17 protein-coding genes and 2 pseudogenes are annotated in these 20,259 nt (G+C 70.4%); 13 read left to right on the forward strand and 6 right to left on the reverse strand.

The genetic code is table 11. The annotated features are described in order from the left end of the window. The first annotated feature begins 50 nt into the window (after positions 1-50). Entirely contained in the window at positions 51-548 is a 498-nt protein-coding gene (gene greA / locus ACZ4SF_RS07010; RefSeq protein ID WP_468379320.1) for a transcription elongation factor GreA, read from the forward strand. Between the two features lie 153 nt (positions 549-701). Here greA and ACZ4SF_RS07015 read toward each other — a convergent pair whose 3' ends face one another. The 3 genes from ACZ4SF_RS07015 to ilvA form a co-directional block, all read right to left on the reverse strand. Then, complete coding sequence (locus ACZ4SF_RS07015) at positions 702-1,559, reverse strand: ABC transporter permease (protein ID WP_468379323.1); 858 nt, start codon at positions 1,557-1,559, stop codon at positions 702-704. After that, entirely contained in the window at positions 1,556-2,539 is a 984-nt protein-coding gene (locus tag ACZ4SF_RS07020; protein ID WP_468379326.1) for an ATP-binding cassette domain-containing protein, read from the reverse strand. Before ACZ4SF_RS07020 ends, ACZ4SF_RS07015 begins: the two co-directional genes overlap by 4 nt. A gap of 250 nt (positions 2,540-2,789) precedes the next feature. Next, a complete protein-coding gene (gene ilvA / locus ACZ4SF_RS07025; protein ID WP_468379329.1) occupies positions 2,790-4,019 on the reverse strand; it encodes a threonine ammonia-lyase in 1,230 nt (409 codons plus the stop codon). A gap of 161 nt (positions 4,020-4,180) precedes the next feature. On the opposite strand from ilvA, the gene ACZ4SF_RS07030 reads away from it, so the two are divergent. The 3 genes from ACZ4SF_RS07030 (at position 4,181) to ACZ4SF_RS07040 (ending at position 5,592) form a co-directional block, all read left to right on the forward strand. Next, positions 4,181-4,687 carry a MarR family winged helix-turn-helix transcriptional regulator gene (locus ACZ4SF_RS07030; RefSeq protein WP_468380409.1) on the forward strand — a complete coding sequence of 169 codons (507 nt, stop codon included), beginning with the start codon at positions 4,181-4,183 and terminating at the stop codon, positions 4,685-4,687. Between the two features lie 130 nt (positions 4,688-4,817). Continuing rightward, entirely contained in the window at positions 4,818-5,321 is a 504-nt protein-coding gene (locus ACZ4SF_RS07035) for a sigma factor-like helix-turn-helix DNA-binding protein (protein ID WP_468379332.1), read from the forward strand. 22 nt (positions 5,322-5,343) lie between these two features. Then, complete coding sequence (locus ACZ4SF_RS07040; protein WP_468379334.1) at positions 5,344-5,592, forward strand: hypothetical protein; 249 nt, start codon at positions 5,344-5,346, stop codon at positions 5,590-5,592. A gap of 126 nt (positions 5,593-5,718) precedes the next feature. Here ACZ4SF_RS07040 and ACZ4SF_RS07045 read toward each other — a convergent pair whose 3' ends face one another. Continuing rightward, on the reverse strand, positions 5,719-6,873 hold the full coding sequence (locus tag ACZ4SF_RS07045; RefSeq protein ID WP_468379337.1) for a cystathionine gamma-synthase: 1,155 nt from the start codon (positions 6,871-6,873) through the stop codon (positions 5,719-5,721). A 254-nt stretch (positions 6,874-7,127) separates the two neighbouring features. On the opposite strand from ACZ4SF_RS07045, the gene ACZ4SF_RS07050 reads away from it, so the two are divergent. The 4 genes and pseudogenes from ACZ4SF_RS07050 to ACZ4SF_RS07065 form a co-directional block, all read left to right on the forward strand. Then, the gene (locus ACZ4SF_RS07050; protein ID WP_468379340.1) at positions 7,128-8,246 is read left to right on the forward strand and encodes a hypothetical protein; all 1,119 of its coding nucleotides are present in this window, start codon (positions 7,128-7,130) and stop codon (positions 8,244-8,246) included. 421 nt (positions 8,247-8,667) lie between these two features. Beyond that, complete coding sequence (locus ACZ4SF_RS07055) at positions 8,668-10,299, forward strand: M48 family metallopeptidase (RefSeq protein ID WP_468379343.1); 1,632 nt, start codon at positions 8,668-8,670, stop codon at positions 10,297-10,299. 100 nt (positions 10,300-10,399) lie between these two features. Further along, on the forward strand, positions 10,400-11,488 hold the full coding sequence (locus ACZ4SF_RS07060) for a hypothetical protein (protein WP_468379345.1): 1,089 nt from the start codon (positions 10,400-10,402) through the stop codon (positions 11,486-11,488). Between the two features lie 165 nt (positions 11,489-11,653). Next, positions 11,654-11,800 (forward strand): annotated as a pseudogene (locus tag ACZ4SF_RS07065) (DUF4291 family protein); the annotation flags it as partial. 60 nt (positions 11,801-11,860) lie between these two features. Here ACZ4SF_RS07065 and ACZ4SF_RS07070 read toward each other — a convergent pair. Beyond that, positions 11,861-13,921: a restriction endonuclease gene (locus tag ACZ4SF_RS07070; protein WP_468379348.1), complete on the reverse strand. Its 2,061-nt coding sequence runs from the start codon at positions 13,919-13,921 to the stop codon at positions 11,861-11,863. On the opposite strand from ACZ4SF_RS07070, the gene ACZ4SF_RS07075 reads away from it, so the two are divergent. From ACZ4SF_RS07075 to ACZ4SF_RS07090, 4 genes and pseudogenes are all read left to right on the forward strand, one after another. Next, positions 13,814-14,470 carry a restriction endonuclease gene (locus ACZ4SF_RS07075; RefSeq protein ID WP_468379351.1) on the forward strand — a complete coding sequence of 219 codons (657 nt, stop codon included), beginning with the start codon at positions 13,814-13,816 and terminating at the stop codon, positions 14,468-14,470. The two genes, ACZ4SF_RS07070 and ACZ4SF_RS07075, sit on opposite strands and share 108 nt — an antisense overlap. Before the next feature lie 83 nt (positions 14,471-14,553). Next, positions 14,554-15,204 (forward strand): hypothetical protein, encoded by a 651-nt coding sequence (locus ACZ4SF_RS07080; protein WP_468379353.1) that lies wholly within the window; start codon positions 14,554-14,556, stop codon positions 15,202-15,204. Between the two features lie 135 nt (positions 15,205-15,339). Then, complete coding sequence (locus ACZ4SF_RS07085; RefSeq protein ID WP_468379356.1) at positions 15,340-15,816, forward strand: DUF4291 domain-containing protein; 477 nt, start codon at positions 15,340-15,342, stop codon at positions 15,814-15,816. Positions 15,817-15,891: 75 nt separating this feature from the next. Further along, positions 15,892-16,110: pseudogene (locus ACZ4SF_RS07090) on the forward strand (hypothetical protein); the annotation flags it as partial. On the opposite strand, the gene ACZ4SF_RS07095 reads toward ACZ4SF_RS07090, so the two are convergent. After that, positions 16,100-17,416 (reverse strand): vanadium-dependent haloperoxidase, encoded by a 1,317-nt coding sequence (locus tag ACZ4SF_RS07095; protein WP_468379358.1) that lies wholly within the window; start codon positions 17,414-17,416, stop codon positions 16,100-16,102. The pseudogene ACZ4SF_RS07090 and the gene ACZ4SF_RS07095 overlap by 11 nt on opposite strands. A 440-nt stretch (positions 17,417-17,856) precedes the next feature. On the opposite strand from ACZ4SF_RS07095, the gene ACZ4SF_RS07100 reads away from it, so the two are divergent. Continuing rightward, the gene (locus tag ACZ4SF_RS07100) at positions 17,857-20,115 is read left to right on the forward strand and encodes a tetratricopeptide repeat protein (RefSeq protein ID WP_468379361.1); all 2,259 of its coding nucleotides are present in this window, start codon (positions 17,857-17,859) and stop codon (positions 20,113-20,115) included. The last annotated feature ends 144 nt before the right edge of the window (positions 20,116-20,259 follow it).

Consider the following 20,259-nt stretch of genomic DNA (forward strand, 5'->3'; position numbering starts at 1 on the left):
TCTGGGTAGGGCGATGCTTTGTATTTCCCAGTACCGACGAGGAGCACCCTGTGACCCAGACCAGCGAGAACGTCACCTGGCTGACCCAGGAGGCGTACAACAAGCTCAAGGACGAGCTTGAGTACCTTACTGGTCCTGCGCGCACGGAGATCGCCGCCAAGATCGCGGCTGCGCGCGAGGAGGGCGACCTGCGCGAGAACGGCGGGTACCACGCGGCCAAGGAGGAGCAGGGCAAGCAGGAGCTGCGCGTGCGCCAGCTCACCCAGCTCCTCGAGAACGCCAAGGTGGGCGAGGCGCCGGCCGCTGACGGTGCCGTCGCGCCGGGCATGGTCGTCACGATCGCCTTCGACGGTGACGAGGACGACACCCTGACGTTCCTGCTCGCCTCGCGCGAGTACGCGAGCGCCGACATCGAGACGTACTCCCCGCAGTCCCCGCTCGGCGCGGGCGTCACCGGCCACAAGGTCGGCGAGGACGCGGAGTACGAGCTGCCGAACGGCAAGAAGGCCTCGGTCAAGATCCTGAAGGCCGAGCCGTACACGGCCTGATCCCGGCCCCTGGTTCGCCCGGAGCCCCCGGCCGCCGCATCGCGGCGGCCGGGGGCTTCGCCGTTGCCCGGTGTGCCGGGCGGAGGGGCCGCGTCTGCCTCTTCGTCGAACGGACCGTTTCCCCAGGCCGCCGAACAGACCCTTCCGGCGCCGTCAGGCGGTCGCCGAGCGGTACTTGCGGACGGCGAGGGTGCGGAAGACGGCGATGATCAGGACCGAGTAGATCAGCGAGGCCCAGACCGGGTGCTCCATCGGCCAGGCGTGCGAGTCGGACTGTCCGGGGTTGGCGAACAGCACGCGGGTCGCCTGGACGGTGGCGCTGAACGGGTTCCATTCCGCGATGTGCCGCAGCCACGGCGTCATGTTGCCGGTGTCCACGAACGCGTTGGAGAGGAAGGTCACCGGGAAGAGCCAGACCAGCCCGCCGGAGGTGGCCGCCTCCGGGGTGCGGACGGTGAGGCCGATCAGTGCGCCGATCCAGGTGAAGGCGTATCCGAGCAGGAGCAGCAGTCCGAAGGCACCGAGGACCTTGCCGGCGTTGGTGTCGCCGAAGGACCCGACCCGCCAGCCGACCAGCAGCGCGACGACGGCGAGTATCAGCAGGGTGAACGCCGTCTGGACGAGGTCGGCGAGGGTGCGGCCGGTCAGCACCGCGCCGCGCGCCATGGGAAGCGAGCGGAAGCGGTCTATGAGGCCCTTGTGCATGTCGTCGGCGATGCCCGCGCCGGAGCCGGCCGTGGCGAAGGTGACGGTCTGCGCGAAGATGCCGGCCATCAGGAAGTTCCTGTAGTCGATCGCGCTGGTGCTGGCGCCGATCTTCATGGAGCCGCCGAACACGTAGGAGAACAGCACCACGAACATGATCGGCTGGATCAGACCGAAGATCACCACTTCCGGAATTCTGGACATGCGAATCAGATTGCGTTTCGCAACGATCAGCGAGTCACGGATGGACCGGCCCACGGGATTGCCTGGCGCCGCGGCGGGCACGGCCTCGGTGACGGCACTCATTTCACGGCCTCCTTGCCGTTGTCCTCGTCCTGGTCGGCGCTCTCGGCCACGTGTCCCGTCAGCGACAGGAAGACGTCGTCGAGGGTGGGGCGGCGCAGCCCGATGTCGTCTATCTCGATCCCTCGCACGTCCAGCTCGCGGATGATCTCGGCGAGCAGCTTGGCGCCGCCGGTGACGGGGACCGTGAGCTTGCGGGTGTGGTCGTCGACGGTGGTGTCGCCCTTGCCGAAGCCGCGCAGCACCTCGCCGGCCGTCGGTATGTGGTCCCGCTCGTGCACCACGACCTCGACGCGCTCGCCGCCCGTGCGGGCCTTGAGCTGGTCGGAGGTGCCCTTGGCGATGACCTTGCCGTGGTCGACGACCGCGATGTCATGCGCCAGGTGGTCGGCCTCTTCCAGGTACTGCGTGGTGAGCAGCAGGGTCGTACCGCCGGAGACGAGCTGTTTGATGACCTCCCACAGCTGCTGGCGGTTGCGCGGGTCGAGGCCCGTCGTCGGTTCGTCCATGAACATCACCGGCGGCGAGACCACGAGGGCCGCGGCGAGGTCCAGCCGGCGCCGCATGCCTCCGGAGTAGGTCTTGGCGGGGCGGTCGGCGGCGTCCGCGAGGTTGAACTGCTCCAGTAGCTCCGCCGCGCGCGTCCGGGCCGCCTTCGCCTTCATCTGGTACAGCTGCCCGACCATCTGCAGGTTCTCCCTGCCGGTCAGGTACTCGTCGACCGCTGCGAACTGGCCGGACAGGCCGATGGAACGGCGCACGGCGTCCGGGTGCCGCAGCACGTCCACACCGGCGACGACCGCCTTGCCGCTGTCGGGTCGCAGCAGGGTCGTCAGGCAGCGGACCGTCGTCGTCTTGCCGGCGCCGTTCGGCCCGAGCAGGCCGAGGACCGTGCCCTCGGGCACATCGAGGTCGACGCCGTCCAGTGCCCTTACGTCACCGAAGGTCTTGACCAGGCCTTCGGCATAGATGGCGCCTGGCATGTATGTCTCCACGTCGTCGGGGATCGGTGAGGGATGTCTGGCAAGGCTAGGTTTGCTCGCTTCGCGCCGCCCGCGATTTTCCGAATACGAGCAGGCGGTCCGGTGAACACACGAGAGACCATAACGCGATGTATCGCGTTCGACAATGGACTTCACTCGGGTGAGTGACGGCGCCTGCCCGGCGCCGTCCGGCGAACGCGTGCGGATCAGCTGATGACGGTGTAGCCGGCGTCCCGCAGGGCCTGGCGGATCAGCTGATGACGGTGTAGCCGGCGTCCCGCAGGGCCTGGCCGACCTCGGTGCAGTGCACCGGGCCCTTGGTCTCGAGGTGCAGCTCGACCTCCGCCTCCGTGAGCCCGAGCCGGGGATCGGTCCGTACGTGGCTCACGTCGAGGACGTTGGCGTCGACCACTGACAACACCCCGAGGAGCGTGGCGAGGGCGCCCGGCCGGTCCGTCAGCCGCAGCCGGACCGCCAGGTAGCGGCCCTGCGCGGCCATGCCGTGCCGCAGCACGCGCTGCATCAGGACCGGGTCGACGTTGCCGCCGGACAGCACCGCGACGACCGGCCCCTCGAAGGTGTCCGGCGCGGCCAGCAACGCGGCCACCGGGCTCGCCCCGGCCGGTTCCACGACCAGCTTGGCCCGCTCCAGGCACAGCAGCAGCGCCGCCGACAGCTGGTCCTCACTGACCGTGCGCACCTCGTCGACCAGCTCGCCGACGATCTCGAACGGCACCACGCCCGGGCGCCCCACCTTGATACCGTCGGCCATCGTCGCCGGGTTCTCCAGCGACACCGGCCGCCCGGCGGCCAGCGAGGGCGGATAGCAGGCGGCCCCCTCCGCCTGCACGCCGACGATCCGGACGTCCGGCCGCAGCGCCTTCGCCGCCACCGCGATCCCCGCCGCGAGCCCGCCACCGCCCATGCCGACGACGATCGTGCGCACCTCGGGGCACTGCTCCAGGATCTCCAGGCCGACCGTGCCCTGCCCGGTGATCACGTCCGGATGGTCGAAGGGGTGGATGAACACCGCGCCCGTCGCGGCCGCGTACTCCTGGGCGGCGGCCAGCGTCTCGTCGACCACCTGGCCGTGCAGGCGCACCTCGGCGCCGTACTCCCGGGTCGCGCTGATCTTCGGCAGCGGGGCGCCCCGCGGCATGAACACCGTCGCGTGGACGCCCAGCAGCGAGGAGGCCAGCGCCACGCCCTGCGCATGGTTGCCCGCGCTGGCGGCCACCACACCGGCCGCCCGCTCCTCCGGCAGCAGGCCCGCAATGCGCACATAGGCGCCGCGCAACTTGAACGAGCCGGTCCGCTGCAGGTTCTCGCACTTGAGGTGCACCGGGGAACCGACCAGCTGGGACAGGTGCCGGCTGCCCTCCATCGCCGTCACACGGGCCACGCCCGAGAGCATCTTCTGGGCGCCGCGTACGTCGTCCAGGGTGACGGAGCGCAAGGTGCCTGCCGTGCCGTAGCTCATGACTCCAGCATCGCAGTTCACGTTTGCGCACGACGGGTGTGACCAAGCTGCGAGACCGGTTTGCGCAGCGCCGGTACGGCCCGGCGCCGGGCCGCGTACCCTGTCCCCCAACCCAGCAGCCTTCATGAAGCGAGCCTCCGGCCATGCCCACAACACCTGAAATGTCGATGGACATGACGACCGTCGGTGACACCGGTCTTCTCGACACCCTCCAGCACGAGGTGGCGGTGTTCGCCCGCCGTGCCGAACAGACGCGGCTCGGCGGCGTGGGCCAGGTGCGCAACTCCATGGACCGCGCCGCATATCTGCTGCTCAACCGGCTCGACAAGGAAGGCCCGATGGGCGTCAAGGCGCTCGCCGCGAGCATGGGCATCGACTCCTCGACGGTCACCCGGCAGGTGGCGCCGCTGGTCGACACCGGGCTCGTCAAGCGCACCTCGCACCCGGAGGACGGCCGTGCCGTCGTGCTCCAGCTGTCGCCGCGCGGGGCCGCCCGGCTGGAGGAGGTGCGCTCCTCCAGGCGTCAGCTCATGGCCGAGCTGACACACGACTGGGCGCCGGAGGAGCGCGAGCAGTTCTGCACGCTCCTGACCCGCTTCAACGGCGCGCTGTCCGCACGGATGACGGTGCAGGGGGTTCCGGCCGCGGAGCAGCCGTCGGCTTCCTGACCGCTCCCGCCCGGCATGTCTCGGTTCCGGACTCTTGACCCCGGGCCGCCACTGGCCTCATATAGACCGGGTCCTGCGTACGCGGTTCGCCTGTCCCGTACCGGACGGGGCCCTTTCAGGGGGAGGCGCGGTGCGTGATCGGCAGGTGGCCCGCGGTGCCCGCCGGGCCCGGGAGTTCGAGGCGTTCGTCGCCGGCGCGTCCGGACGCCTGCTGCACGCCGCCACTCTGCTCACCGCGGAGGCGCCGGATGCCAACCCGCGCGCGCGGCGCCTGCTGACCCTGACGCTCGCCCACACCTACGCCCGCTGGGACCGGCTGCACGGCGAGGACCCGTACGACTGCGCCCGCCAGTACCTCGCGACGCGCTTCGCGCGCGCGGCCTGGCACCAGTACGGCGCCTTCGGCCGCGCCCGGCCGGCCCCCCGCAGCCCGCTCGCCACGCTCACCCCGCGGGAGCGGCTGATCCTCGTGCTCCGGCTCTACGAAGGCGTGGCCGAGGAACAGGCGGCAGCGCTGCTCGGCGTGCCCGCGGAACGGGTGCACACCGTCTGCGACCGCGCGACGGCCACCCTGCTGCATCCCGCACGGCCGACCGCCCCGCGCGCGGTGGGCGCCGAGGTGGCACCGTCATGAGGCACGCCGACGGGAGGTCGTGGTGAAGCGGTCCGAGCGGGAGGCCGCCGTGCGGCGGCTCATGGAGCAGGTCACGGCACCGGTGCCGCCGGAACTGCACGCGGAGGCGGTGCGCCGCGGCGAGCGCCTGCTGCGGCAGCGGCGGCTGGTCCGCCGGATGCTGTGGCTGCTGGCGTGCGCCGCGGTCGTCGCGTTCGCCGTGTGGGCGGCCGACGCCCACCCGTGGGTGGAGCCGCCCTCACAGACGACTCCGCCGATCACCGGGTGGTGAGCCTTCTTGCCGACGGATGAACGTTCTTGCCGGGTGGTGGGCCCTCTCGCCGGCGGATGAGCCCTCTCGCCGGGTGGCCGGCCTCCGTGGCCGGACCGGTCGGCCCGCCCCGTCGGCCGGACCGGCTCAGCCGAGGGCCTGCTGCAGGTCCTCCAGCAGGTCGTCCACGTTCTCGATGCCGACCGACAGACGCACCAGGTCGCCCGGGACCTCCAGCGCGGAGCCGGCGGCGGAGGCGTGCGTCATCCGGCCGGGGTGCTCGATGAGGGACTCGACGCCGCCCAGCGACTCGCCGAGGGTGAACACCTTGGCGCGGTTGCAGACCTCGACCGCCGCCTCCTCGCCGCCTTCGACCCGGAACGACACCATGCCGCCGAACGCCTTCATCTGCTTGGCGGCGACCTCGTGGCCGGGGTGCTCGGGCAGGCCCGGGTAGAGCACGCTCGTCACGCGCGCGTGCCGGGTCAGCATGTCGGCGATCTTCGTGGCGTTCTCGCTGTGCCGGTCCATGCGCACCGCGAGGGTCTTGGTGCCGCGCAGCACCAGCCAGGAGTCGAAGGGGCCGGAGACGGCGCCCATCGCGTTCTGGTGGTAGGCCAGCTCCTCGCCCAGCGCGGCGTCGGAGACGATCAGCGCACCGCCGACCACGTCGGAGTGGCCGCCCATGTACTTGGTCAGGGAGTGCACCACCACGTCGGCCCCGAGCGCCAACGGCTGCTGGAGGTAGGGCGTGGCAAAGGTGTTGTCGACGACGAGCTTGGCACCCGCATCGTGGGCGACCTGCGCGACCGCGGCGATGTCGGTGATGCCGAGCAGCGGGTTGGAGGGGGTCTCCACCCAGACGGCCTTGGTCTTCGGGGTGATCGCGGCGCGTACGGCGGCGGGGTCGCTGGTGTCGGCGACGGACCACTCCACCCCCCAGCGGGTGGCGACCTTGGCGAACAGCCGGAAGGTGCCGCCGTAGGCGTCGTTCGGGATCACCACGTGGTCGCCGGGGGTGAGCAGCGTACGCAGCAGGGTGTCCTCGGCCGCCAGGCCGGACGCGAACGCGAGGCCGCGACGACCTCCCTCCAGCGCGGCGAGGTTCTCCTCCAGGGCGGTCCGGGTCGGGTTGGCGCTACGGCTGTACTCGTAGCCGCCGCGCAGCCCTCCCACGCCGTCCTGCTTGTAGGTCGAGACCTGGTAGATCGGCGGGACGACCGCGCCGGTGAGGGGATCCGCGGTGTTGCCCGCGTGGATCGCGAGGGTCTCGAAGTGCTGACTGATGTGCCTGTCGCTCATGAGCATCGAGCGTAGTGCGCCTGACGCGATCCTGACGCCCGCGGAGCGTGCCCGGTACCGGCGGGAGGGATTTCCCTCTACCGACGACGGGCGCCGGCGGGGCCCGCATGCCCGGTACGACGGCTCTGGCGGGGGCACCGGCCAGGCACCGGCGGCGGCGCCCGCCAGCCGCCTGTCATGGACTGGACCGGAGTTTTCCACAGGGTCGCGGCGGGGGTTCGCCATTTGGCGGCGGCGTCTGGTTCGCTTGAGGCATGGCGATTCTCTGGCTGCTCATGGCGCTGCTCGTGCTGGGCTTCGTCCTGCTCCCGTTCATGCGGCGCAGGCGCGGGACGATCGAGCTGGTCCCCCCGGGACACCCGGACGCCGCCGACCCGGCGGAGTACGGCTTCGTGCGCCAGGAGGAGCTGGACCTGCGCCTGCCCGGCCCGGACCAGGACCTGCTGGACGTCCTGGAGCTGGTGCAGCGCACCCACGACTACCGGGCCGCCGCCCAGCTGCTGGCCGGCACGGAGGCGGAGGGCGAGCTGCGCTGGCAGCGGGTGCAGGCCGTCGCGGGCGCCGCCGCGCTGGAGCTGCAGCAGCGCCCCGGCGGGATACATGAGACGCCGGGCGGCCAGTGGCTGCGGGTGTGGCGGGCCGAACAGCCCAAGGACGCGGGCAGCGCGGCCGTCCACGCGGAGTTCCTGGTGCAGCAGGCCTGGCGGACGTCCACGCCCGGCACGGACGATTTCCGGATCATCATGGAGGAGGCCCGGGAAGCCTGTGCGCAGGCGGCCCTGCTGGCCCCCGGCGACCCGGTGCCGTATCTCGTCGAGCTGTCCGTCGCGCGCGGACTGGCCTACTCCCAGGCCGACTTCGACCAGTTGTGGCAGAAGATCCTGGACCGTGCCCCGCACCACATGGGCGCCCATCTGGCCGCGCTGCACCACTGGTGCGAGAAGTGGCACGGTTCGCGCGAGCAGGCGTACGCCTTCGCCGAGGCCGCCGCGGCCCGTGCCCCGGAGGGCTCACTGCTCGCCGCGCTGCCGCTGTTCGCGGTGTTCGAGCACCTCCCGGAGGTGAACCTGGTCGCGAGCTTCTACCAGAGCGAGGTCGTCACCCGGGCGATCCACGGCGCGCTGCACGCGGTGCACGCGGCCGGCCCCGACGACCCGACGCTGCCGCACGTCCGGCACATGCTGGTCTTCTTCCTGGTCCGCGCCAAGCGCTGGGCGGAGGCCATGGACCAACTCGTACACGTCGACGGCCATATCGGCGCGCTGCCCTGGACCCTTTCCACCGACCCGGCCCTCGAGTTCGCCGTCTACCGGGCCTTGGCCGTGGCCGGTTACGAGGCGAACGGCGGCAGTCCGGCGGGCCTGCCCGGCTGACCGGTGGACATGCTGACCAGCGGGCACGGCTGACCGGTGGACATGCTGACCGACGGACACGGCTGACCGGTGGACATGCTGACCGACGGACACGGCTGACCGGCGGGCACGGCTGACCGGCCGGACGTGCCGGAGCAGGCCGGACACCCTCGCCGCACCCGCACACCGGCCGGCTCACCCCGCCCCCGAGCCACCCCCGGCCTTTTCACATTGCCCTGCTGACCTGCAGTAGGGCATACTCCGCATCCCCCCACACGCACCGCCTGCACCGCCTGCACCACCTGAGCACCTGCACCAGCTGCACACGGCACAACCTGCACAACCTGCACAACCGCACCACCCCTAGTGCATCCACCGGCCGCCAGGTCCGGTGTTCTGTCATGTCCCGTTCCTTCTGAGGTCCTGTGGGGGGATCTGCCCGATGGGCGCAACTCTGCGCGCGCTGCGCGCCCTCGTCCTGCTGCTCGGCTTCTATCTGCTGAGCCTCGCCCTGCTCGCCGCGCTGATCGGCCTGGACGTCCTCGTGTTCACGTGGGGACACGGCCCGCTCACGGTGAAGGTCGGCTTCATCACGGTGCTGCTGGCCATCCCCGTCGTCCGCGGCATGCTCATGCTGCGCACCCCGAAGGGTGACGACGGGCCCGGCATCCAGGTCACCGAGGCCGACGAACCCCGGCTGTGGGCACTGGTCCGGGAACTCGCCGCGGAGGCCGGCACCCGTGCCCCCGACCGGATCCTGCTCACCGGCGACGTCAACGCGGCCGTCAGTGAGAATCCGCGGCTGCTCGGTCTGTTCCCCGGCCGGCGCCGCCTCTACCTCGGCGTACCGCTGCTGATCGGCCTGACCGAGGCTCAGCTGCGGTCCGTACTCGCCCACGAATACGGACACTTCACCGGCGGCGACACCCGGCTGTCCGCGCTCGTCGTGCGCGGGCGTGTGCAGATCGGCCGGGTCATCGGCCAGTTCCACGCCAGGGCGGACGACAAGGTGGCCGCCGACCGGGCCCGGCAGGAGAAGGCGTCCGCCAAGCGGGTCGCCAAGGGCAAGAAGGCCAAGCACATCGACACCACCGGCGTCGGGGCGACGTACCGGACGATGGCGAAGATCTACACCGCGTACGGCAAGCTCTACCTGCGCACCTCGCTGTCCACCGCGCGCGGCCAGGAGTACGCCGCCGACCTGACCGCCGCCCGGATCGCCGGACGCGACGCCACCGCGTCGGCGCTGCGCGAGATCCCGGTCCTGTCCGCCTCGCACGACTTCTACATCGACTCCTACGCCACCCTGGGCCTGCAGGCCCGGATGCTCCCGCCGCGCGGCGAGTTCTTCGGCGGCTTCGGCCGGCTGCTGACGGCCCGTGAACCGGAGCTGGTGAAGCTGCGTTCGGACCTGCCGGAGGAGCCCGCGGGCCCCTACGACTCGCACCCGCCGATCGCCGACCGGGTACGCCGGATCGAGGCACTGCCCGCCGACGGCCGCACCGAGGAGGCCAGGAGCGCGGCGCTGTCCCTGCTGACCGACCCGGCGCGCACGCTGGCAGCGCTGGAGGATGCCGTCCTCGTCGACGAGTTGCTCTCCTACCCGCGCGCCGCCGGCTGGGAGGAGCTGCTGGACGCCTCCATGGCCGCGGGCCTGTCCGCCACGCAGACCCCCCTGCACCGTGCGCTGGCCGCGTACACCGGGCAGCCGGCGACGCTTTCGGCGCTGCTCGACGTCATCGACGACGGCCGGCTGTGGCGGCTGGCGGAGCAGCTGCAGCTGTCGGAGGAGGCGTCCGCCGCGAAGGGCCGGGCGTTCCGCGAGTTCGTACGGCCCTCGCTGCGCCGCTCGCTGCGCACCATGGTGCTGGCCGAGTTCAGCTCCCGTTCCCTGCTGCACTGGGAGTTCTCCTGGACCCGCCCGGCGTCCGTGCGGCTGCCCGGCTGGGGCTCGGAGACGGAGGACGACGGTCCCGAGGCCGCGCTGGAGGCGGCGGTGGATGCGGCACTCGCCGACCACCCCGACACCACGGCGCTGCGGGCACTGCTGCCCCCGGCCGTCCTGAACGCCTGACCGGCCGCTGCGCGCCAGCCAGCCACCGTCCCTCCAGCCGCCGTCACTCCCGCCTCCGCCCCTCCCGCCGCCGTCCCTCCCCACGAACGGAACGACCCCGATGACCGTCCTCCTCTGGATCCTGGCCGTCCTGGCCGTCCCCACGCTGATCATCGTGTTGTGGCTCGCCAAGGTGTTTTTGAAGGAATTGTTCTCCCCGACCCCCGACGACAGCACGCAGGCCGCAGAGGCCGCGGAGAAGCTCGGCCTGCTGCCCGCCGAGCGGCAGAACACCGACCTCGCCGCTCCCCTGCCGGCGGAGTGGTCCGCCGCCCTCGCCGCGACGCGCGGCGGCGACTGGCAGCCGGCAGCCGAACTGCTCGCCGTGATCGGCCGGGACTGGGACCGGCGCTCGGCGGTCGCCTACCTGCTGGCGGAGAGCGCGGCCGAGGAGGACGAGTGGCTGCTGGCGTGGGAGGCGGCACGGCCCGGTGACCCCGACGCGGCCGTGGTCCGCGCGCGCAGCACGGTGATCCTGGCCTGGAACGTCCGCGGCGGCAAGCAGGCCCAGTACACGACGCGGGAGCAGTTCGAAGGGTTCCACCGCACGCTGGCCTCCGCCCGCGACGAGGTCGCCAAGGCGGCGGAGCTGAACCCGGACGACCCGACCCCGTACATCGCGGAGATCTGGGTGGCGCTGGGCCTCGGCTATCCGAACGCCGAGATGGACAAGCTGTGGTCGGAGATCACCTCCCGCGCCCCGCACCACTACGAGGCACACTTCTCGGCGCTGCAGTACTGGTGCGCGAAGTGGCGCGGATCCGAGCGGCTGGCCTTCGAGTTCGCCGAGCGCGCGGCGGCCGACGCGCCCGTGGGCAGCCTGCTGACGGCGCTGCCGCTCATCGCGCACTTCGAGCACGACGACTCGGAGGACGCCGCGGCTGACAACACCCCGGAGATGGTGGCCAGGGTCGAGGCGGCTCTCGCGGACGTGGCGGCAGCGGACCCCTCCCACCCGCGCCTGCCGGAACTGCGCCACCTGCTGGCCTTCTACCTCCACCTCCAGGACCGCAACGAGGCGGCGCTGGAGCAGTTCAAGCTGGTCGACGGCTATGTGGACGCCCTGCCGTGGCGCTACCGGCACGATGTGGCCGGCTACTACTGCCAGGTCCGCAACTCGGTGGTGCACGCGGTGGCGGGAACGGTCTGACCGGAATCCGCCGGGCTTCCCGGACGTTGCGCGGGGCCGGTTCCGCCGAGGCGGCCGGCCCCCGCTCCGGACCGACAGGGAGACCCCGCGCTCCTCGCCGGATTGCGATGCGCAGCAACCGAGGACCAGTGCCTGCCCGGACCTGGCGGCCCCACGCTGTACGCCATGGAAGAACCGCAACGCAGGATCCGTGCGGCCTATACGGAATCCACGGTCACCGTCTACCAGGCGTACCGCCCGGAGACCGGCCGGCCCGCTGCCCGTTCGGGCCGATTCCCCTCCTCGTGGAAGCGGGACAGGATGACGTGGATCATCAAGGCTCGTTCACAGACCCCAGCCAGTGCAGCGGGACTGGAACCCTGAGCCCTGGCTCTACTCCACCTCGATGCCGAAATCCTGAACGAGCTCTTCCAGACCGCCCGTGTAGCCCCTGCCGCCCAGGACGAAGTCCCAGTCCCCGTTCGACCTGCGGCGGAAGGAGCCGAGCACCAAGGCGGTTTCGCCTGGTCGGCCGTCAGAGACTTCCAGTCGTCCCAGCTCTGCCAGCCTCGGGTCGAGCAGACGGATGCATGCGTCGGTGAAGCCCGAGAGGTCGGCGTTCGGGTTGACCTCTGGGTCGACGGCAGCCACGAGTACGAATCGGTCGGCCTCATCCGGCAGCGCGTCGAAGGAGACGCAGATCGCGGCTTTGTCAGGCGCGGTGGCGGGAAGGGCGCGCACGGAGCCGTCGGGTGTCTGCGGGTTGTTGTAGAAGACGAAGTGATCGTCGTCGAGGACGCGGTTGCCGCCGCAGACGAGAGCGCATACGTCCAGGGCAACGCTGCCGGTCCACGACATGCCCAAGACGTTGTAGTCGTCGGGCAGTCGAGTGTCCGCAACCGTCGGTGTCGGCTGAGCCGCGGATTGACGGGCACCATCGCCCAGGCGCCCCCGCAGCCCATGACGGTGCAGCAGGTCGACGAGCTCGGTTCCCGAGATCAGTTCCAACGGCTTGCCGTTGGCGAAGGTGTGGGAGCCAGGGCCGAATTTCGACGTCGTCACGAGGACGCCCTTGTTGGCGCCGGCGTCCTGTACGGTCCCGTACAAGTCACGCACAGCGGTGGGCGGCACCGTGTTGCGGTAGCGCTTCACCTGCACGACGATCTTGCCGCCTCGGATCGGTGTCGGATCCAGTGCGTCGACGTCCACCCCGCCGTCGTTCGAGCGCTGGGTGGTGACCGCCTGCATCCCCATGGCCCGGAAGAGATCAGCAACGAGGTTTTCGAAGGCGATGGGATCCATCTCGTACAGGTCGGGTTCCTCATCGCTGCCGTGGGTGACGACACGGTTCCCGACCTCCTGCGGCCGGCGGCTCGGCCGCACCGGCGTGAGTTGGTCGGGACGAGCCGAGAGTTGTCCGCGCAGCGCATCAGCCAGGCAGCTACCGGCGTCCACCTGTGCCAAGTGCAGGTCACGGAAGGTTGAGCGCGGGGCCATGACGGTTGCCAGACAGATGTGACCTGGTCGGCCCGTCGTGGGATCATGCCCGTCCACGAACCCGTTCAAGATTACTGACTCGAGCGCGCCCAGCTCATCCGCGGCGAAGAGTTCGCGCAGGACGAGCAGCATGCACTGCGCCAGAACCTCTCGGTAAAGAGCCCGACGCTGAGTTACTGGCCGGGGACTCTCCTTGTGTTGGTCCACCCCGTACATGTACCGAACAGATTTGGCCTCAGGAACGACGCTGTAAGCAGGCAGCTCCCAGTCCAGCACCAACTCTCCGGCTGCGGAGTCGTAGGCCGCCGCCACCTGACGTGGGAAGCCCTCCGGCCATGCAGTCGATGCGTAGAGGGCAGCGGAGAAGTACTCGACTACGGCGTCGGGATCGCGGCGCCTCGCTCCTTCGGTCAGCTCGACGACGCCGGCGTTGTGTCGCCGCACCTCTGCCAGCTGGGCATCGGCCCACTGCTGGTACTCCCTCTGGTACGCCGCCAACTGTTGCTGCCGCTGCACCTCCGCCGCCTGGGCCGCGTGCCAGTCCCGCTCGAAGCGCGCCCGAGCTTCGGCCTGCGCCTGAGCGCGGCGACCGGCAGTCCATCCGCTCTGCGCTTGGTACTGAGCAGAATCCGGCATGGGCACAGGCTGCGCCAGTGGGCCTGGGGCGAATGGTTGGACCTCTTCAGTACGCATAAGGGAGGAAGCCCTGAAAGCCGGAGCCTGACAACCCGAGGCGAGAAGACCTTGCAGCGACGCAACCTGTGCGTCCAGTTCCTCAGTGCGACGCAGTGCCTCTGTTTGCATGTACTCGCGGTGGCTCTGGGCTGCTCGCCGTTGGTAGGCACGTGCTTGCTGCGCTTCTTGTCTCTGTCGCCTGGCGTCGGCCTCCAACTGGCGCTGCTGCTGCCTCTGCATCTCAGCCCAGACGCCGACCAAACCATCAGAACGACGACTCATGCGTTGCAGGTCCTCCCCGAGACGCTCTGGTTGTCCCCACAACCAGTTGTAACGGGACGACTTTATCCAGTGATGGCCACCTCGCATACCGCCCAGCAAGAGCAACCTGCTCAGGCGTCTCCGCAAGCCGATGTGACCGGTCCGATCGAGTTCGAGCACCTCGTTCGGCGCCTGTTCGAGGCCATTGGCCTCAAGGTCTGGGTGACGCAGGTTTCCCCCGATGACGGTATCGACGCCGTCGCCACCACCGAGGATCCCATCGTGGGTGGGCTGTGCATCATCCAAGCGAAGCGCACCCGCAATGCGGTACCAGCCGACACGGTGCGCGCTCTGGCCGGCGTCATGCATGACAAAGCCGCAGCGAAGGGGATCATCGTCACCACCGCATGGTTCGGTAAGGCCGGCAAGGATTTCTCCTACCGCACCGGCCGTATGGAACTCATCGACGGCCGCGGACTCAAAGCTCTCCTGCTGGAGCACCTAGGGATCGATGCTCTGATCGGCCCGCCCAAGACTCCGCCCGGCTGGGAGCCCCGTGACCGGCACTGACCGCTGAGCCGGTGCGCTCTGGGCTGCTGCCTGGATGTTGGAACTGCGTTGGGCGAAACTGATGCAGTATGGATCATGGTCGCGTGACGAAGTGGACGAAGGACGAACCTCCGGTCGAGCAGCCAGGTCCTGAGCCGGAGCTTTCCCCGTACCAGCAGGCGATGAGGCAAAGGCTCCTCGCCGCCCCGGTGGTACAGGCCCCCGAGCCCTGGCGGCGCATCGCGTACGCCCCCGTCGGCGGACTTCTCGGTATCGGCTTCGCCTCGCACCCCGGCACCGGCCAGGACTTGGTGATGGTCGTCTCGCACGACGGTCACGGTCTCTTCGACGCCGTCACGGGAGAGAAGATCGCGCGGGATCGTGACGCGGACCCCGAGGACAGCAGCCCCGACGCGGATCCCGCTCTGCGGTGTCCTGGATTGGGACCGGTCGCCGGAAGCAGGGTGCGCATCGCCGGGCTTTTCGGAGGCGGGCTGCACACCACCAGCGGAGACGGCTGGAAGCTGGAGGTCGTTGCCCCGGCCTGGCCGAATGAGCGCGTCCTGCTCTCTCGCGACGGCGGTCTGCCGCACTCCGGTCAGCACGGGGAGCGCTGGTGGCACATCTTCCACTCCAACTACTCCGAGCTCCGTGCCGCTGGATTCTCGCCCTCAGGGCGGACCCTCGCCGTAGCGACGAGCAGCGATCTGTCACTGTGGACTCGTGGCGCCGACCACAGTCGCAGTAACGACTGATGATCAGCTAGAACCTGGGAGTGAGATCGTCAGTCTGCTGATTCTCGCTGGCCACCAGGCGCAGGCTACGAGGTTCCAGGTGTGGCCCGTCGCGTTGCCCGCGCTCGGAAGCGGGGGTGTCGCCCCGCTCCACACATGGTTTGTGAGCGCGACTTGACGTGGATCAAGCCGTCGTTCCTGTGGATGATGTACCGGTGCGGCTGGGGCGCCAAGGAGGGGCAGGAGACCGTCCTCGCTGTCGACATCAGCCGTGACGGCTTCGAGTGGGCGCTGCGTCACGCGTGCCTGTCCAGCTACGCCCGCGGGGTACACACCGACCGAGCCGCCTGGCAGCGTCCGTTGAAGCGGGCACCGACTCGCGTGCAGTGGGACCCCGAGCAGGACCTGCACCTGCGGCCCCTGCCGTACCGTTCCCTGCAACTCGGCCTCTCCGGTGAGGCCGCACGACGCTACGCGGACGAGTGGACAGTGGCCATCCGCGACGTGACCCCACTCGCCCACGACATCCACGCCCTGGTCAACGGCGGCGACCTGGACTCCGCCGCCCGGCTGCTCCCCCAGGAACGCCCCTATCCCCTGGGAAACGGACCGCTTGCCCACCTACTCGGATGACGGACCCGTCCACCCGACAGCCGGCTTCGGCCCATGGATCACACTGCGGTACAGGCCCGTCGGGACGGTGGCGAGGTGAGTACTCCGTTCGAGACGAACCGGGGCGCCTCGTGCCCGACGGACATCTCTTCCACGGTGGCCGACGTAGGCCGATCTCGCGCCTCCCACACCGGCGTTCTCGGTGGTGAGGTGGTGCTCGGGGAAAACCCCTGCACCATCAAGCTCGCCGACGGACGGATCATCATGAACCCGGGCGGCGGCCCCGCCCCCGACAAGCCGGACGTCACCCTGCGCCAGGGTCGTCGCCGCACTTCGGCTCGGTGAGCCGGTCCTGCCGGGCCGTTCGCGTCGGCGGGGACGGGTGGCCGTGCTTGGCGACCGGCTGGAAGTAGTGGTCCAGCGCCCAGGCGGCCACGTGGGTGCCGGCCCGGCAGCCGGCTACGTCCGCCGTGCGGGAGTGGACGCCGCCCCACACACGGGCGTCGACGACGTCCCGGTTGAGGTCGTCGGCGGATCCGTAGAACCGCGTGGTGCCGGTGACGTCGGAGGGGACGTGGAGGTCGATGCGCGAGGTGCCGAGGACGCCGGTCAGGGCGCGTGCCACGGCGGCGGCGACGGTCGTGTGGCCGGCGATGTAGTCCGGGTGTGGTGGGGTGAGGAGCAGCGGTTCCCAGGCCGGGTCTGCCGTCGTCGCGGGGTTGCCGTCGGTGTCGGCGAGGCGGATGGCGGTGATCGGCCGCCAGGTGCCGTAGTGGTACTTGGCGTCCCATGCGGTGACGACGGCGTCGGTCGCCGACGCGTTCACCGCGGCGAACAGCCGGGCCGTCTCGGTGATGCCGAGCCGGTGCCGGGCGGCGTGGTCCCGTACCGCTGCCTGGACCTGTTCGACCAGGTTGCCGCTGAAGAAGAGGGCGGTCTCGGTCTGCTGGGCGCTCCTGCCCGAGCCGGTCTTCGCGCCCATGGCCTGCAACTCCCGCACGTCCTCGGCGTAGGCGGCCGAGGAGAGGGCGGGTGGTTCGGCGGGGCGGAACTGCTGCGGGGAGGCGAGGAGGAGGGGGCGGAGCCTGGCGAGCCAGGTGTCGAAGAAGGGCTGGAACGCGGGCGGGGTGGGCCGCCAGACCCCCGGTGCCGGGGAAGCGGTGAAGGGAACGTCCGCGAACCTTCCGTCTCCTTCCCGGAGTTCGATGATGCGGGCGGCGGCGCGCTTTCCGTAGTCCACGCCCCGGTCTCGGGCCTGACCGGCCGGCACAGCGGCGAGCGAGTCCGCGTAGGCGGTGTCGAGCCGCTCCTTGAAGGCAGGGAAGTAGGTGAGCAGCACGTCGTGGGCCGCAGTGGCGGCGGCCGCCGCGGAGGATGCCTTGGCCGGACCGCGCTCGCGCCATTTGTACGGGGCGTAGCCGCCTTCGATCCCCACCACGGCGTTGTACACGGCGAGGGAGACGAACCCCTCCCAGATCGCTGCCTGCCCGGAGGGGCGTGGGCCGAGGCTGGTCCTGATCGTGTCGGTGGCGATGGCGTTCCACTCGCGGACCGTGGCTGCCGGGTCCGCCGCGGTCCGGGTGTCCGCGTCGGGGGGACTTGTCGCGGCGGTGAGCGTCACGAGGGCGATGGCCGCGACGGCGCAGATGAATGCCCTGATACGTGGACGCGGAGGAACGGGAAGAGGGGGCTCTTGATGCACAGCGTGCTCCCTGGAGTCGAGTGCCCCAGGCTTAGCAACGGCCCACTGCGTGGGCAAGACAACTCGCCGCGAACCGGGCAGGCCAAGGATGCCTCGAACGCCAAGGACCAGCAGCAGGCCGCATGGCAGCCTCCGGTCGAGCGATCAGGCTTGGTCAGGCAGCCGGACCACGCGGGCGTGGAGCCGGGCTGCGTTGAGGACGCATCAGGCTTTCCGGTGTCGCCGGCCCGAACCGCGGGCATGGATAGCTCCGTAACGGCACGCCGGGCGAGGAGCAGGGCATGCGGCGGCGGTCACGGGCCCGCACGGGTGCGGGAGTGTCCGGCTTACTGGCTGCCATCACGATGCTCCTGGGCCCGGTGACGAACTACGCCAGCGACTCCGTGCCGGCGTGGGCCAGTCGTGCGTGGGTGATCTGGCCGGCCTTCGCCGGGTTGGCCGCGCTCAGCGTCGGTCTGACGTGGTTCAGCCAGCAGCTGGGTGGCGGGGATCCCCCGCTCTCTGCGCTGCCCCCTGTACGCCCACTCGCCGAGGCAAGTCCGGTATCCCTGCGGCCCCCGCACATCGATACGGAGCGCATGCGCGGCCGACAGGCGGACCTGGACCGTCTGACCTCCCTGCTCCGCACGCCGAACGGACGCTTCGCAGTGGTCTGCGCAGGTGGCGGCATCGGCAAGACCACGGTGGCCGCGATGCTGTGCGCCGACGCGGTGGGCATGGGGTACGACGTCTTCTGGATACGCTGGCAGGGCCTTGCGCCCTTGCAGGCTCAATTGATACAGGTCGCCGTTGCCTGTGGCCTACCCAACGAGCTCTTGGAACGGGCCCGGGCAGGTCATGACAACCTGCCGGACGTCTTCTGGCTGCACCTGGCCCGCACGCGCAAGTGGCTGCTTGTCATCGACAACATCGACGATCCCAGTCCGATCGTCCCGGGCACCGAACAACTCAGTGACTACCGTGGCTGGATCCGGCCCTATGGCGGTGGCCTCCTGCTCATCACGAGCCGTGACACGAGCCAAGACGTCTGGGGCCCGGCAGCCGAACTGTTGAAGCTCCGGCCGCTGACGACACCGGCAGGAGGGCAGGTTCTTCTCGACCTGGCTCCCCGGGCGGGCACGTTGTCCGAGGCCGAGTCGCTCGCTGCCCGCTTGGGGGGCCTTCCCCTTGCACTGCGGGCAGCCGGCCGCTACCTGACCGAGCAGACCAGCCGATACCGCGGGTTCACCGAGTACCAGCAGGCGCTGGACCAGGATCTGGCTCCCTTGCTCGGCCCGGAACAGCCCGATGCCACCGACCCGGATACAGCCCGCGCCCTGGTCCGCCACACCTGGGAGCTCTCCCTCGATCAGCTCGCCGCGGACCGGAGGCCACTCGCCCGCCCCGTTCTGCGGCTGCTGTCGCTGTTCGCCGACGCACCCATTCCCCGGGACCTGATCGTCGGAGACTTCGTCCAGGCGGTCGTCGGCGAGACCGTCGGTGAAGGGGCCCTCGACGAGGCCCTGTCCGGCCTCCGCCGTTATGACCTCCTGCAGACCACGGAGATTCACCTCGGGAACGAAGTCTCGGTCCCATGCCTCGTCCTGCACCCGCTGGTGCGCGAAGTGAACGCGTACATCCTGTCAGCGACGACAGCGGACCTTCCGGGGTGGCGCCGGAAGGTCGCGATGCATCTGATGTCAGGAGCCCGGGAACTGTCCGCAGTCGCGCAGCCGTCATGGGACCGCGCCCGGCTCATTGCTCCGCACTTCGGTCTCGTCGCCGAACTCGGTGCAGAGGGCTCCATTCCGCTGACCGATGCCCGGGACGCACTCGAGAATCTCGCCGCACTCCTCAGTGACGCGGGCGCTCATCCGCTCCAGCTCACCTTGCGGCGAAGCGCACACGACATGGCCCGGCAGGTTCTGGGGGCCGACCACCCGGACACCCTGGAGTGTCTGGGCAAGTACGCTCGCGCGCTCCGTGCCATGGGTGACTACAGCGCGGCCGTCGACCGGCACAGAGAGGTCCTGGCCGCAAGGATCCGCGTGCTCGGCCGACGTCACCTCGACACGATCACGAGCCGTCACCACCTGGCAAGGGCGCTGCGGTACCTGGGTCGTCACGCCGAGAGTGCTGATCTGGCCAGGGACACCACCAACGCCCTGACCACCGTGCTCGGCCCGGGCCATCCCGAAACGCTGGCCAGCCGTGATGTGCTCGCCCTGGCCCTGGACAGCTTGGGAAGTCACCGGGAGGCGGCCGAGATCCACACCGAGGTGGCGGAGATCCGTACGCGGGTGCTGGGGCCTGCCCATCCTCGTACGATCTCCAGCTTCAACCACCTGGCCGACTCGCTGAACCGCCTGGGCGAACACGCGCAAGCCGCTCGTCTCGCGCGCGAGACCGTGCGGACGGCCCACGAGGCACTCGGTCCTGATCACCCTCGCACCCTGAACGGCCGCCACGCACTCGCCACGGCCCTGCACGGGCTGGGTGAGTACGGGGCGGCGGCCCGAATCCACCAGGAGGTGCTACAGGCCAGGACGCGGATCCTGGACGCCGAACATCCGGAAGCTGTAGAAAGCCGTGACGCACTCGAACGCTCTTTGGCCGCGCTGCGCCTGACCGGCCGCTGACATCCCCGGAGACGAGTTTCTTGCGCACCTGCACGGATGACGAGCCGGTCCGGCCGGCGGCCGGCTCCGGCCTTGCGTCGCACGGCGGTACGGACTCGCCGGGACGGGCGTGTCCTGCCCGGCCGGCGCTGCCGGGGGCCGACC

The organism is Streptomyces sp. NPDC027663, from assembly GCF_055566415.1.

Coding starts and splice junctions, on each gene's coding strand:
- ACZ4SF_RS07015 (WP_468379323.1), bottom strand. CDS start 1,559: ATGAGTGCCGTCACCGAGGCCGTGCCCGCCGCGGCGCCAGGCAATCCC.
- ACZ4SF_RS07020 (WP_468379326.1), bottom strand. CDS start 2,539: ATGCCAGGCGCCATCTATGCCGAAGGCCTGGTCAAGACCTTCGGTGAC.
- ilvA (WP_468379329.1), bottom strand. CDS start 4,019: ATGAGCTACGGCACGGCAGGCACCTTGCGCTCCGTCACCCTGGACGAC.
- ACZ4SF_RS07030 (WP_468380409.1), top strand. CDS start 4,181: ATGTCGATGGACATGACGACCGTCGGTGACACCGGTCTTCTCGACACC.
- ACZ4SF_RS07045 (WP_468379337.1), bottom strand. CDS start 6,873: ATGAGCGACAGGCACATCAGTCAGCACTTCGAGACCCTCGCGATCCAC.
- ACZ4SF_RS07050 (WP_468379340.1), top strand. CDS start 7,128: ATGGCGATTCTCTGGCTGCTCATGGCGCTGCTCGTGCTGGGCTTCGTC.
- ACZ4SF_RS07055 (WP_468379343.1), top strand. CDS start 8,668: ATGGGCGCAACTCTGCGCGCGCTGCGCGCCCTCGTCCTGCTGCTCGGC.
- ACZ4SF_RS07060 (WP_468379345.1), top strand. CDS start 10,400: ATGACCGTCCTCCTCTGGATCCTGGCCGTCCTGGCCGTCCCCACGCTG.
- ACZ4SF_RS07070 (WP_468379348.1), bottom strand. CDS start 13,921: ATGAGTCGTCGTTCTGATGGTTTGGTCGGCGTCTGGGCTGAGATGCAG.
- ACZ4SF_RS07085 (WP_468379356.1), top strand. CDS start 15,340: ATGGTTTGTGAGCGCGACTTGACGTGGATCAAGCCGTCGTTCCTGTGG.